12 protein-coding genes are annotated in these 13,420 nt (G+C 54.2%); 10 read left to right on the top strand and 2 right to left on the bottom strand.

Annotation, left to right across the window (positions count from 1 at the left end):
* Positions 1-11 precede the first annotated feature (11 nt).
* The 10 genes from ACLB09_RS18025 to ACLB09_RS17980 all read left to right on the top strand — a co-directional run bounded on the left by ACLB09_RS18025 (position 12) and on the right by ACLB09_RS17980 (position 10,935).
* Entirely contained in the window at positions 12-1,628 is a 1,617-nt protein-coding gene (locus tag ACLB09_RS18025; RefSeq protein WP_410771242.1) for a helix-turn-helix domain-containing protein, read from the top strand.
* A 96-nt stretch (positions 1,629-1,724) separates the two neighbouring features.
* A complete protein-coding gene (locus ACLB09_RS18020) occupies positions 1,725-3,044 on the top strand; it encodes an extracellular solute-binding protein (protein ID WP_410771241.1) in 1,320 nt (439 codons plus the stop codon).
* A gap of 161 nt (positions 3,045-3,205) precedes the next feature.
* Positions 3,206-4,081 (top strand): carbohydrate ABC transporter permease, encoded by an 876-nt coding sequence (locus ACLB09_RS18015; RefSeq protein WP_410771240.1) that lies wholly within the window; start codon positions 3,206-3,208, stop codon positions 4,079-4,081.
* Between the two features lie 24 nt (positions 4,082-4,105).
* Positions 4,106-5,014, top strand: a complete 909-nt coding sequence (locus ACLB09_RS18010) for a carbohydrate ABC transporter permease (RefSeq protein WP_410771409.1) — start codon at positions 4,106-4,108, stop codon at positions 5,012-5,014.
* Between the two features lie 661 nt (positions 5,015-5,675).
* Positions 5,676-6,371, top strand: coding sequence for a TetR/AcrR family transcriptional regulator (locus tag ACLB09_RS18005; RefSeq protein ID WP_410771239.1), 696 nt, complete (start codon positions 5,676-5,678; stop codon positions 6,369-6,371).
* A 20-nt stretch (positions 6,372-6,391) separates the two neighbouring features.
* Positions 6,392-6,802: an SRPBCC family protein gene (locus ACLB09_RS18000; protein ID WP_410771238.1), complete on the top strand. Its 411-nt coding sequence runs from the start codon at positions 6,392-6,394 to the stop codon at positions 6,800-6,802.
* A gap of 193 nt (positions 6,803-6,995) precedes the next feature.
* Positions 6,996-7,682 carry a response regulator transcription factor gene (locus ACLB09_RS17995; protein ID WP_410771236.1) on the top strand — a complete coding sequence of 229 codons (687 nt, stop codon included), beginning with the start codon at positions 6,996-6,998 and terminating at the stop codon, positions 7,680-7,682.
* Positions 7,683-7,686: 4 nt separating this feature from the next.
* A complete protein-coding gene (locus tag ACLB09_RS17990; protein ID WP_410771235.1) occupies positions 7,687-9,039 on the top strand; it encodes a sensor histidine kinase in 1,353 nt (450 codons plus the stop codon).
* A gap of 156 nt (positions 9,040-9,195) precedes the next feature.
* Complete coding sequence (locus ACLB09_RS17985; protein ID WP_410771234.1) at positions 9,196-9,360, top strand: hypothetical protein; 165 nt, start codon at positions 9,196-9,198, stop codon at positions 9,358-9,360.
* A gap of 66 nt (positions 9,361-9,426) precedes the next feature.
* A complete protein-coding gene (locus ACLB09_RS17980; RefSeq protein WP_410771233.1) occupies positions 9,427-10,935 on the top strand; it encodes a hypothetical protein in 1,509 nt (502 codons plus the stop codon).
* Positions 10,936-11,002: 67 nt separating this feature from the next.
* On the opposite strand, the gene ACLB09_RS17975 is transcribed toward ACLB09_RS17980, so the two are convergent.
* On the bottom strand, positions 11,003-12,127 hold the full coding sequence (locus tag ACLB09_RS17975) for a TFIIB-type zinc ribbon-containing protein (protein ID WP_410771232.1): 1,125 nt from the start codon (positions 12,125-12,127) through the stop codon (positions 11,003-11,005).
* A 9-nt stretch (positions 12,128-12,136) separates the two neighbouring features.
* On the bottom strand, positions 12,137-13,150 hold the full coding sequence (locus tag ACLB09_RS17970) for an SPFH domain-containing protein (protein ID WP_410771231.1): 1,014 nt from the start codon (positions 13,148-13,150) through the stop codon (positions 12,137-12,139).
* Between the last annotated feature and the right edge of the window lie 270 nt (positions 13,151-13,420).

Genomic DNA, 13,420 nt, shown 5'->3' with positions numbered 1-13,420 from the left:
GGAAGACAGCAATGAAGGTGTTAATTGTTGACGATGAAGTGATCATCCGCACCGGGTTAAGCACGGTGATTCCCTGGGCGGAGCACGGGTTTACCGTCCTGGAGCCGGCGGCATCCGCCGAGGAAGCGCTGGAACGGATTCCGCTGGAGCTTCCGGAAATCATCATTACGGACATTCGCATGACCGGGCTTAGCGGGCTCGATCTGGCCCATGAGGTGAAGCTTCGTTTTCCCGAGATGGAATTAATCATCATCACGGGCTTCGATGACTTCGTATACGTTCAGCAAGCGCTTCGCGAAGGCGTCGGCGACTATCTGCTGAAGACGAGCCGGCCTAACGAAATCCTTCAGGCTGCAGAGCAGGCCGGACAGCGCTTGGAAGAGCGAAGGCGGCTCAATGAAATGGGGACGGCGCACAAACGATTGGCCAACCAAAGCTATCTCCGGAATTTGCTGAATAACGGGCCGGGCTTCGCTTCGGGGTCAGGGCTCGAGGATCAGCAAGCCGGGGAGGAGTTATCACGGCGTTATCCCGACCTGCGGCTGTCCGGGAAGGGGCAGGAATTGCAGGTATGGCTGCTGTCCGTCGAACAGAGGCCTGCGGGCCGGGGCGAGGCGGAAGAGGTACGATCCCCCGATGCGCAACCGGAAGACATCGGCACCCTGCTGGCAGCCCGGCTTCCCTGCGAATGGCTGCCATGGGGCGACGGGCTGTTGCTCCTCGTCCGGATGGAGGGAAACCATGACGGGTGGTGTCCGGTGGAATCGGCCATCGCTGCGGCGGAGCAGTCTTTGGGCTGCCGGATATCAGCCGCTTGCGGCCAGCCGGCACTGGGAGTCGGCGATCTGCGCAGAGCGGTTGAGACCGCTGAAGAGGCGGCCTCTTATCGCTGGCTGCTGCACCCGAAACGGCGTATCCGTTACGAACACGTCAGGCACCGCAAAGGCTGCCGAATCATCTGCTCCCAAGAGGAGGAGAATGAGCTTTCGTTATTGCTGCGGGGAGGAGCGCATGACGACCTTCGGGCATGGATTGATTCGCAGCTGGAGTGGATCAGGCTGGACGGACAGGCGACGCCCGGCACGCTAAGGGCTTATGCCCATTCGCTGGCCGTTGCCGGTCACCGCTGGCTGGAACGTGCCGCCGCCTCGATCAGCTATGGGTATTCTTTTTCCGATTTTGAAGAGGAATTTGATCTAAACCGGCTGGCCCAGCATCCCGAAGTGGTGCTGCATTGCCATTTGGAAACGATCATGCACGCATATAAGCGCATGGTTGAAGGGATCAGTCCGGTTCAGAGCGCCATCGCCTACATTTACGATCACCTTGGCCAAAGCCTGTCCCTGAACCAGGTGGCAAGGCATGTTCATATGAATCCGAACTATTTCAGCGCGATGTTCAAGCGGGAGACCGGACAAAATTACATCGAGTTCGTGACTCGGATGAAGATGCAGAAGGCGATGGCCATGCTGCGGGAAACGCCGGCCAAAGTTAGCGAGGTGGCGGGCGATATCGGGTACGGGGATTTGAAGTATTTTAACCGCCTGTTTAAAAAATTCACGGGCTTGACCCCGTCGGAATATCGGGAAAAATCCGAAAGATCTGAAAATCGTCCCGCTATCGACTGAATTTTCTCCCCTGTGGGCAAAGGCCCCCCTCTTTTATACTAAGGCTAATTCAACATGGCTTTCATGCAATCACATTCCATTCAAGGGGGACTGAAGATGAGATCCAAAGGAAGAATAGGCCTGCTGTTGCTGATTGTTGCGCTGCTGTTGTCCGCGTGCGGAGGAAACGGGGAGAAGGCCGGCGGCACGGCGAACAAAGAGGAAAAGGTAAAACTGACGGTTTGGCACAACTTTGCGGGCGATGATTTGCGGGCGAAAACCGTGAGAAGTTTTATCGACCAGTATGCCCAGGAGCACCCGGAGGTTGAACTGGATGCGCAGGCGATTCCACCGGACGGCTACCGTCAGCGTTTAAGCACCGTGGCGGCGGCGAATGAAATGCCGGATCTGTTCTTTGTCTATGCGGGGAGCCATTCTGCCGAACTTTACAATGCGAAATTGTTGCAACCGATTACGGAAGTACTGGATGGTCATCCGGAGTGGCGGGATAAATTTTTGCCGGGGGCTTTCGATGCCTACAAGTTTGAAGAAGGGCAAGTGTACACAGTTCCGCTGGGCATGTCGGCCACTTCGATTTTATACTATAACACCGCACTGTTTGAAAAGCATAACGTCAAAGTACCGACGACTTGGGATGAAATGTTGACGGCGATCAAGGTGTTCAACGAGAACGGAATAACGCCGATCGCGCTTGGAAACAAAGCGCCATGGGTGGCTCAATCGACGATTATCGGCTCGCTGGCCGACCGGGTGACCGGAACTGATTGGTTCAAAAATGCGGTAGCGCAAAAAGACGCCAAATTTACCGATCCGCAATTCGTGGAAGCGCTCGGCTACTTCAAACAGCTTGTGGATAACAAAGCGTTCCAGGAAGGCGCCAATAGTATCGATAACACGCAAGCGGAGCAGTATTTCATTCAGGGCAACGCGGCGATGATGGTCAGCGGAGCCTGGACGCTCACCAATCTGGCGGCTTCGGCCACGGAAGAGCAAATGAAGAGCATTGACGTGACCGTGCTGCCGGCCATTCCGGGCGGCAAGGGGGAAGCGAATACGATTACGGGCGGCGCCGGAGGCGGTCTGGCTCTGAGCAGCCGCACGGAAGGCAAGGCCAAGGAAGCGGCGCTGGAGCTGATCTATGCCGTCAGCGGACCAGAAGCCCAAAAGGCGATTGCGGAGAGCAATTCGATGGTCATGTACGATACGGAGATCGACCAGGCCAAGGTCAGCTCGCTGTACTACAAGGCCTATAGCCTGGTGAAAAAAACGGGGATCACCCCGGTCTATGATGCCTACTTGTCCGCGGATGCCGCGGATGTCATCAACAACGGGCTGCAGGAAATCATGATGGGCGGCACCCCGGAATCGGTCGCGCAAAAAGTGCAGGATGCGCAGGCGAGATCGGTGACTCCTTAAGCGAGCTATGCTTTGCCCGCGCCGGAAGCGGGAGATCGGGTTCCGGGTTCTGGGTTCCGTGTTACGTAATCCCGGCACCTTGAGAAACCGGTCTTCCTGGCGGCGTCGGCGATCTCACGACAGATTAGTTGCACTTGCTCAAGGAAGGAGGCTCTCGATTTATGCCAACCGCTTTGCGAAGCAGGGGGTTTATTGCCATCGCCTTAATCCCCGCGCTGCTGCTGTTTTTGACGTTTGTGATTCTGCCGGTGTTCTGGTCGGCCTATTATGGATTTTTCAGCTGGAAGGGTTTCGGCGCGGCGGCCTATATTGGACTGGACAATTACCGGGAGATGTTTCAGGATCCGATCTTTTGGCGGGCGCTCCGCAACAACCTCATCTTGGTGGCGTCATCCATCATCGGCCAGATTCCCGTAGCGTTGCTGCTTGCGCTTCTGCTGCTGAAAAATTCGTTCTTCTCGCGCTTCGTCCGCTCGGCCGTTTTTATGCCCATGGTGCTCTCCACCGTGGTGGTCGGGTTAATCTGGGGATATATCTATCACCCGCAGTTCGGCTTGGCTAACACGGTACTGAAGCTGATCGGGCTTGAATCATGGACCCGGGCCTGGCTGTCCGATCCCCAGGTGAACATGCTTGCCATCTCCATTCCGATCAACTGGAGCAATATCGGGCCGTACCTGGTCATTTTCATCGCCGCGTTGCAAAATATTTCGCCCGAAATCGACGATGCCGCCAAAATCGACGGCGCCGTGGGCTGGCGGAAACTTGTTTCCGTGACGCTCCCGATGATCTGGGGAACCGTCGTCGTTACCCTCGTGCTGTGCATCTCGGGCAGCCTCAAAGCCTTCGACCATGTCATCGTCATGACCGGAGGGGGGCCGGCCCGCTCCACGGAGCTGCTCGCGACCTACATGTACAACAGCACCTTCGATGTATACCGGTACGGGTACGGTTCGGCCGTGTCGACGATGATCATGATCATCAGTGCGCTCTTGATCGGCATCAACTACATCGTAACCCGGCAGAAGTCGGGTTAAGGGGAAGGAGGGAGCGACATGAAAATGGAGACTACTCCGCAGACGGGCGTTGTGAACGGGAGAAGGAGCAGGCCTAACAGGAACAGCGGAAACGTCAGCGGCAGAAATCTGGCGCTCAAGGGATTTTCCGGGATCGGCAAGCTGCTGCTGCTCGCCTACTCCGTGGTGACGCTTTACCCTTTGTACTGGTTGTTTATCAGCGCGTTCAAGAGTAATCAGGACTTCTTCAACCGGCCTTACGGCTTGCCGCTCGTCTGGATGAAGGAAAACATCGTTCGGGCGTGGGATCTCGGAAACATGGGACGGGCCATGATCAATTCGACCGTCGTCACGCTGGTTTCGGTTGCGTTAACGATTCTGCTCAGCGTGCTGGCGGGCTATGTACTGGCGCGGTTTCCGTTCCGTTTTAAGAAAACGGTGGTTGCCGTCTTTCTCGCGGGCATGCTGATTCCGATACACAGTACGTTGGTACCGTTATTCATCATCATGAAAAAAATCCACCTGCTCGACTCATACGGGGCTTTGATCTTGCCTTATACCGCATTTGAGCTGCCAATCGCGATTTTCTTGGCCATGGCTTATATGGCCTCGATTCCGAGAGAGATTGAGGAAGCGGCGATGATCGACGGCAACGGCTGGTGGGGCATTTTCGGAAAAATCGTGCTGCCGCTGTGCACGCCGATCATCGCCACGATTTCGATTCTTGCGTTCCTCAGATTCTGGAACGATTTCTCCTTTGCCCTCGTGTTCATCAACACGCAAGGACTCAAAACGCTGCCGCTCAGCCTGTCCCTGTTCTCGGACGGCTTCGGCACCGATTACAGCCTGACGATGGGCGCGATGGCGATCGCCGTCATCCCTACGATCATCGTCTATCTCATTCTGCAAGAGCAGATCATGAAAGGGATGGTCGCCGGATCGATCAAGGGCTGATGAAGTTGATGGTGGTAAGGCTGATAAGGCCTAATGAGGCTAATGAGGCTAATGAGTGCTGGTGCGGCTAATGAGACGGGTATGAGATTACTGATGTTACTGGTGTTACTGATGTTACTCATGTTACTCATGTTTCTGTGTGCAAGCGCCTGGCTAAACTCTCTTGAAACATAGCCATTATTTGCCGGAACATCTCTTGATTGGATAAACTCCAACCGGAGGGGGCTCCAGCGTCGCAAATAGCTCCTTCATTGGAACATTTCCAATGAAAAGCTCCAAGTAACTCATGATTTGGCGTTTTAATCTCTTTTTCGCTGGAACTCTTCCAATCAAGGCTCATACGGAGGAATCATAACATCCGATCATTGGAAAAAATCCAATCAGCCAGCGTTGACTTTGGCCCACTTTGTCTCAATTAGTCTCAATTAGTCTCAATTACTCTCAATTACTCTCACCTTTGGCCCACGAAAGAACGGGTAGCGGAAGAGGAACGGTGGGACGGTTTCGCTTTATATGCACAAGATTATTTAAGTATAGTATTCGAAAAAGACGCCCATTTGGGCGTCTTCTTTTAATTTCTTTTCCTTTTTTTGACATGAGAAAAGGATGGGAGTACAATACAATTATGTTAGTGATCACTAACATCGTTGGAGGAAAGAGAATGGAGACAAATGAGACATTGAAGGATAGACAGAAATCGGTGAGTAAGCGGAAATTTGCGGATAAGCGGAAATCGGTAAGTAAGCCGAAATCGACGGATAAGCGGAAGTTGACGAACAAGCAGAAGCTAACCAGCAAGGATAAGCTGATGCAGGCCGCGCTCTCGCTGATGGCGGAAAAGGGCTACAAGGGCGTTTCCACCAAGGAGATTGCCGCCGGGGCGGGGGTCAGTGAGATGACGCTGTTCCGCAATTTTGGCAGCAAGCTCAATTTGCTGGACGCGGCGATTGACCGGTTTTATTATACCGGAGCTATGGAGACGATTTTTGCGGAGCGGCTGAAGTGGGATTTGCGTAGCGATTTGCGGCTCATCGCCGAAACGTACCATGAAATCATGAACAGCAACCGGATGTGGATTCGCGTCGTTCTGCAGGAAGCGGATTTATCCGCCGTGCGGGAAAAGGCGCAAAAGTATCCGAGTCAGCTTCGGGAACTGCTTACGGACTATTTTTCCGCGATGATGGACAAAGGAAAGCTGATTCCGACCTCGCCCGAGGCGCAGGCGATCACGTTCATGTGGATGAATTACGGTGCGTTCATGACCCACCTGTACGGATCGGAAGGCATTACCCGCGTGGCGTTGACGGAGTTTTTGGATAGCAGCGTCGAATTGTTCGCCAGAGGTCTGACGCCTTAATTTTTGAGAGGAGTGTTTAAATGATAGGACAAACGAAAGCGGCGGGATTTCAAATCGGCGTGCGCCGGACTTTTCCCGTTTCCCGGGAGGCGGCCTGGACGTTCCTGCTTTCCCCGGAAGGGTTGAAGCTGTGGCTGGGAGATTTGCCGTCGCTGGAGCTTGAACCGGGACATGAGTATATCACCGGGGAAGGAAACTTCGGAGAGTTGCGCGTCATTAAGCCGTTGGAGCAACTCCGCATGACCTGGCAAAGAAAGGGCTGGGCACAGCCGTCCACCCTGCAGATCCGGCTCATTCCCAACCCTTCGCATGAAGGCAAAACGACGATCAGCTTTCACCAGGAGAAACTGGCGGATGCTTTTGCCCGGGAAGAGATGAAGCAGCATTGGGAGGCCGTAACGGCTGCGATCATGGAGCGGATGCAAAGCTGAGTTCCATTTCTTTTTGATGAAGCATTTTCTGTTATTTTTCTAATCAAACTCTAATGAACGTATAAAGACGCTTTAACCCGGCCCGAACTACAATAAGGATGCAAGGCGGACAAGCGCTAAGGCGCGTGCGAATTCTTATTTGTGGAGGTGGCTGTACATATATACAAATTCATGTGTGGCAGGTGCAATCCCGTTGGAAAAAATTCTGATTATCGAAGATGAGAAGCCGTTCGCAAGGCTCATGGAGCTGGAACTGCAGTATGAGGGTTATGAAACGCAGACGGCCCATGACGGCCGGAGCGGACTCGAAATGGCGCTGGCGGATACTTATGATTACATTTTACTGGATCTGATGCTGCCGAACCTGAACGGGATCGAGGTATGCAAGCGAATCCGGGCCTCAAAATCGACTCCGATCATTATGCTGACAGCACGCGATTCTTTAATTGACAAGGTCAATGGTCTCGACAGCGGCGCGGATGACTATATGCCGAAACCGATTGAGATCGAAGAACTGCTGGCCCGGTTAAGGACGATCAAACGGCGGGTTCGGGCCGCGGAGGCGACCGTTTATGAGGCAGGCGATCTTGAGCTTAATGTCAGCGCCCACACGGCGACCCGAAGCGGGCAGTCCATCGAGCTTTCGGCGCGGGAATTCGAGTTGCTTCATATGCTGATGAAGAACAAAAACCGTGCGCTCTCAAGGGAAACGCTGCTGGACCAGGTCTGGGGCACGCAGTTTATGGGACAAACCAATGTGGTCGACGTGTATATCCGCTACTTGCGTTCCAAAATGGATGACGGGTTTGGGACAAGGCTTATCCACACCCTCCGGGGCGTGGGCTACGTCCTCCGGGATCCCGAAGAAGAGAGGCGGTAGGCAAATGACCTTTACGAGAAAAACGATGCTGCTGATCACCGCTGTCATTGCTTGCATATTGATCGTGATTAACAGTCTGGTTTTCGTGCTGTACCGTGACTGGTCCGCCCGCAGCGAGCAGCGGCTGCTGCAAGCCCAGTTAAATGAGGTGAAGCAAAGAATTACCAATGTGACTTTTCTTCCTTCTTTGCTGCATCCGGGCAGAGGGTTGAAGATTTTTCAGCCCGATCTGGATCCATTGGAGTCCAGTCTTCATGAAGGACAGCGGCTGCAACTGATCGATAAGCATGGAGATACGCTGGCGAAGATCGATCGCGGTATGAGCGGTGAAGCGGTGTTGAAGGCGGAGCAAAAGGTAAGCTTGCCCGCTTACGGAACGGTCACCCTGGAAATTGCGGAAGACCGCGGAGCATACGGGGCTTCGGTGAGACAGGTCGGAACTTTCTTATTTCTTGGAACCGTACTCGGTATTGTTTTGACTTGTTTTTCGTCATATATTATCGCCAAACGGACGATCGCTCCGGTAAGGCAAATTGCAGAGAGGGTGCGAGACATGGACGAAGGGCTGCTGACCGAACGGCTGGAACTGCCGAAGCAGCGCGATGAAATCTACGTGCTGGCGGATACGTTCAACCAACTGCTGGAACGTATTCACGCCGGGGTTGAGCGGCAGAAGCAATTTATCAGCGACGCTTCGCATGAGCTGAAAACCCCGCTTTCTATTATTGAAGGGCATGCGAAGCTGCTGACCCGGTGGGGGAAGGAGAAGCCGGAGGTGCTGGAAGAGTCGCTAGGCTATATTTTAGCGGAGACGGCGCGGATACAACTGTTGTCCCAGCAATTGTTGATGGAAGCTGAGCTCGAAGAAAGGCCGATTTCCGTGGGACAAGAATGGACCGATCTCGCCGAGCTTCTGCAGCAAATTGTTGACCAAGGCCACGGCCTGTATCCTGAAGTTGAACTGGCCTACGACCGGTCCGAAGGTTCGTTCCTGGTAGGCGTTTCTTCGGTATTTCTGCAACAGGTGCTGCAAAATATCGTCATTAACGCCCTAAAGTACACGCCGGAGGGCGGACGCGTTCACGTCACGGCGTTTTCCGGACTCGGAGAGATCGCCGTCCGGGTTACGGACACGGGCATCGGTATTCCTTTTGAGGATCAGCCGCGGGTTTTCGAGCGCTTCTACCGGGTGGACCCGTCAAGAAGCCGCAGCAGCGGCGGCACCGGTCTGGGTCTCGCCATCGTCAAGAAGATCATGGACCGCATCGGCGGCATGATATCACTCGAAAGCACGCCGGGGCTTGGCACCACGGTAAACATGACCTTTCCTAAAGCTATTTTGAATCCATCTATTTAATGAAACAGGCCCAAGTCCGGTCAAGGCAAAGACAGGGAAACGGGCCTGTTTGTATGCAGTATGCCTTAGATATAAAGTAATGGTCTCGGGTGTTAGGTTTCTATGATATAGTCAACTTGTAAACTATTTTGTGACTATCATAGGACGACTGGAGAGATGAAATTGAAGAAATACGCTAGTATAGTGCTGGGCGTATCCGTCCTGCTGGGGATGGCGCCGGGTGAAATGGCGGAAGCTGCGCCGGCGGTTGCGGCAGGCCAACAGAAAGGGCAGGTTTCCGCCATTCCGACGCTGTCCGCCGTCTTGGTAAACGGAAAGTAGGTAAGTCTTGAGGGGTACAATATCGGAGGCAGTAATTATTTTAAACTGCGGGATCTGGCAAAAGCGTTGGAAACGACGGAGAAGCGGTTTGCGGTGGAATTCGACGGTGCTGCCAATGTCATTGATTTACGGCCCGGACAAGCCTATAAGAGCATCGGCGGCGAATTGGCCGGATCGGGCCGCATGGAACGGAAACAAGCAACGGCCGCCGGAACCAAAATCACGGTAAATGGGGCGGAAGCGCCGCTGGCCGCATATAATATCGGGGGCAGCACCTATTTCAAGCTGCGCGATTTGGGACAGGCCTTGAACATTCCGGTCATTTGGCGGAGAGCGGACGACAGCGTCCGAATTATGACTTCTTCCAAGGCATCCGTTACGGTGACCTCCGGCAAAGTTTTCGCAGGCACCGACGATTACTATTATTCCAACTGGTTTGAGCCGGCGAAGCGCTATCTTTTTAAAGAAGGAAGTACGTTGAACTTATTACAAGTGAAGGATGAACAAATACATATCCAGCAGTTTGACGAATCGCTCGGGAATGGAAAAGAATTTACGGTCCGGATGGAGCTTCCGCTGTTCGGCGGTTTTCACCGGGGAGAAGACGGCAACTATTACGTCGTTTACGGCCAATCCAATGACGAGCAATCCGATGCCAAGGCCGTTTACCGGGTGGTTCAATATGATTCCGGCTGGAACAAGCTGGCCCAGGCAGACATTGCGAACGTCTATGTGTCCGAACCGTTCGATGCCGGGAACCTGACGATGGACAGTTCCGGCGGCAAACTCGCCATTCACTCCACAAGACAGCGGTATACGAGTGATGATGGACTTCGTCATCAATCGAACATCAGCTTCCTGATCGATATGAAAACGATGGCGGTGCTGCAAAAAGGCGGACAATGGCCCGATAACCATGTCAGCCACTCTTTCGCCGCTTACGTGAAGTTCGACGGAAACCGCATTGTATACGTCGATCATGGCGACGCCTACCCCCGCTCGATCGTCATGCAGCTGGAGCAGGGAGGAGAGATTACCCGCGAGATCGATCTGATCACCTTTGCGGGGAAAACCGGTGACAATTATACCGGCGGATACTTGGGCGGACTGGAAGTGTCCAAATCTCATTATTTGGCGGCCGGATCCAGCCGGGCATACGGGGCTGAGCCTTCCGGCAGCGGACAGAACGTCTTCTTGAGCGTGGTGCCGAAAACGGCGCAAACCGAGTCGGAAGTGAAGACGGTTTGGCTGACGAAGCATGAATCCGATTCCCCGATCATGATCAAGGAAACCCACCTCGTCCGGCTCCAAGATGACAAATTCGTTTTGCTGTGGGGAGAAGAAGAGGGCTACGAGAACGAGCCGGTACTGCATGCCGCGGTGATGGACGGGCAGGGAAATCTGCTTGGAGAACCGGAGGCTTTACCGGGGGTACCGCTTCCGGGGAATATGACCCCGCTGGTGAACGGAGATTCCCTGATATGGTATTACGGGGAAGCGGACTACCGGGACCCTGTTTCCGAAGCCTCGAAATATTCGGATACGCTGGAATTTTATACGCTGAAAATGAATTAACCGCAAAAGCCCGGACCCTGATTTCGTTCAGGATCCGGGCTTTTTTTTCATAGCGGATAAATAAGCGCTACTGGCTTTGCGATACAAAAAACACTACTAGAAGGACCGCTGCCACGCAGAACAATACGAAAAAAGTGATTTTCCACGGGCTGCGCGGTACGGTGCCGGAAACCAGTCCGGTCTGCGCATTGACCATGTAGCGGTAAGGCTTGCCGCGGTAAGCGTAGCTTGCGTTCCATACCGGCAACAGCATGTGCTTGTAGGTAAGTCCGCTGTATTGGGTACGCGTATGCAGCCCGCGGATTTCATCGCCGCCGATCTGCTTCTCGATGCCGTCCTCAATCGCCTGGTCGATCCGCGCTTTGGCTTCCTGCCAGCCCTCGCTGCGGGACACGGAGTATTTCTCGGCCATAAAGCCGCTTAAGTATTCAGGCCGGTATTCTTTCAGCCTGGACAGGTCAAAGTTATCCAGCTTATCAAGCAGTTTTCCGTCATACCGCCTGGAGGCCGGGACCAGCACGTCGTCGAACCAGCGGTCATACTCGCCGCTGACCCGGTGCCAAACGGTGTATCGTTCCTGGGTCGTATACGTTTCGGTTTTGCCGTCGACGGTCCGGGTGTGCGTGACGGTACGGTAATGATAGTCGCCGCGTTCCGCCGTATAAACCGAGTCGGTTTCGGCATCGAAGGTCCAGTATGGGATATACAAGCCGGACAAGCGCGAGTTGATACTGCCTTTCTTTAAGGCGTTCGGCACGAACCACCGTTTGGATTTCCACGTCTTGAAATTAGACATGGCCTGTTCCATGGAAATCTGAAACGGAATGACCGTTTCCGGTTTGATGCTGGTCGAGTCTTCCAGAGGCAACACCTTGGACGATCCGCAAAAAGGGCAAATCGCCGCGGTTTCCAGCTCGGGAAGCACGATATCGCCGCCGCAGCTTTCGCAATGCAGCGTCTGCTTCCGGAAGCCCCAATCGGTCAGGTCGGCATTCTCCTCATCCGTCTCCGTCAGATCCAGATCATACTCCACGGGCGGGCTGCCGGAATCTTCAATGGCCTCTTCGCGGCCGCAATATTGGCATTTCAGGTTTTGCGCTTCGGAGTCGAACAGCATCGGTCCGCCGCAGCCGGAGCAGGGAAACGATACGGGAGCCTTCGCAGCGGCTCCTTTGGGTGCTGAAGCTTCCATCGCCATCCCCTACACTTTCGTGCCGCAGCCGGAACAGAATTTCGCGTTTTCCGTCAGCGGCGAGCCGCATTCCGAGCAGAACCGTTTAGGAACGCCGTTCCCTGCGGCATTCCCGGCTGCCTGGCCTCCGCCGTTCGCAGCGGGCGCCGGCTCGGCCGGCTTGTTCATCATCTGGCCCATCATCTGGGCCATCGCCATCCCGGCGCCAAGTCCGGCCCCCGTTCCGGCCGCGCCGGAGTCCGGGTTATTGGCCGCCTCGCGGATCGCCTCGGCGGTTTGATATTTCATGTACTGGTCCAGGTTGCCCGCGATGTTCATCGACGATTTGCGGTCGATCATCTGCTCGACCTCCGGCGGCAGCGACAGATTTTCGATCAGCAGCAGCGACAGGAACAGGCCCATGCTTTCGAAATGCGGCTGCAGGCGTTCCATCCCCAGGGCGCTCAGTTCCTCATAGGAAGAAGCCAGGTCCATGACGGGAATGCGGGATTCGCTGATCAAGTCGCTGATGCCGGTGACCAGGATCGATTTTAAATGCCCCGAAATCTGCTCGGTGGTGAAATCGCTGCGCGTTCCGAACAATTCCTTCAGGAATAGGGCCGGTTCCTTGACGCGGAAGGCGTAGCTTCCGAAGCCCCGCAACCGGATGGGGCCGAATTCGGTATCCCGCAGAATGACCGGGTTCGTCGTACCCCATTTCAAATTGGTGAAGTTGGTCGTGCTTACGAAGTATACATCCGCTTTGAACGGCGAATTGAACGCATGCGGCCAAGACTTAAGCGCGGTTAGCAGCGGCATGTTTTGCGTGGACAACGTATAAGTGCCGGGGCCGTACACATCGGCGATTTGTCCCTCGTTCACGAACACCGCGGCTTGAGATTCGCGGACAATCAGCTTGGCGCCCATTTTGATCGCATTATCGTATACTGGAAAGCGGTACACCATCGTGCTGGAATTTGCGGATTCATCCAGCCATTCGATGACTTCAATAAACTGGCCTTTCAAGAAAGAAAAAAGTCCCATCGTTCTACCCCCAACTACTTGAAGATTCTGCCTTCATTATACTTAAAGTTCGCGGGCAGGGATACCCGGTCGGCCGATTCGGGTTATATCATGGACGGTGCAGGACGAAGAGTGCCGGGACGAATTGCCGATATAGAATAAAAAAGTATAAAAAAAACACCAAAACAACAATTGTAAACGGTTCCAGGGGTGTCTAGACTGGGGTTACCGCGATGATATGCGGGCATAGTCAAGACCATCGAATCCAAGAAACCGGCATGAGGAGAGAGC

The sequence above is a fragment of the Fontibacillus forbon genome, from assembly GCF_046559655.1.
Classification (GTDB): Bacteria; Bacillota; Bacilli; order Paenibacillales; family Paenibacillaceae; genus Fontibacillus.
The sequence above is the reverse complement of the archived record's forward strand: the minus strand, read 5'-3'. Positions and strand labels throughout refer to the sequence as shown.

What these genes read in the sequence shown, in the direction of transcription:
- ACLB09_RS18025 (WP_410771242.1), top strand. Translation starts at nt 12, where the DNA reads ATGAAGGTGTTAATTGTTGACGATGAAGTGATCATCCGCACCGGGTTA.
- ACLB09_RS18020 (WP_410771241.1), top strand. Translation starts at nt 1,725, where the DNA reads ATGAGATCCAAAGGAAGAATAGGCCTGCTGTTGCTGATTGTTGCGCTG.
- ACLB09_RS18015 (WP_410771240.1), top strand. Translation starts at nt 3,206, where the DNA reads ATGCCAACCGCTTTGCGAAGCAGGGGGTTTATTGCCATCGCCTTAATC.
- ACLB09_RS18010 (WP_410771409.1), top strand. Translation starts at nt 4,106, where the DNA reads ATGGAGACTACTCCGCAGACGGGCGTTGTGAACGGGAGAAGGAGCAGG.
- ACLB09_RS18005 (WP_410771239.1), top strand. Translation starts at nt 5,676, where the DNA reads ATGGAGACAAATGAGACATTGAAGGATAGACAGAAATCGGTGAGTAAG.
- ACLB09_RS18000 (WP_410771238.1), top strand. Translation starts at nt 6,392, where the DNA reads ATGATAGGACAAACGAAAGCGGCGGGATTTCAAATCGGCGTGCGCCGG.
- ACLB09_RS17990 (WP_410771235.1), top strand. Translation starts at nt 7,687, where the DNA reads ATGACCTTTACGAGAAAAACGATGCTGCTGATCACCGCTGTCATTGCT.
- ACLB09_RS17985 (WP_410771234.1), top strand. Translation starts at nt 9,196, where the DNA reads ATGAAATTGAAGAAATACGCTAGTATAGTGCTGGGCGTATCCGTCCTG.
- ACLB09_RS17975 (WP_410771232.1), bottom strand. Translation starts at nt 12,127, where the DNA reads ATGGAAGCTTCAGCACCCAAAGGAGCCGCTGCGAAGGCTCCCGTATCG.
- ACLB09_RS17970 (WP_410771231.1), bottom strand. Translation starts at nt 13,150, where the DNA reads ATGGGACTTTTTTCTTTCTTGAAAGGCCAGTTTATTGAAGTCATCGAA.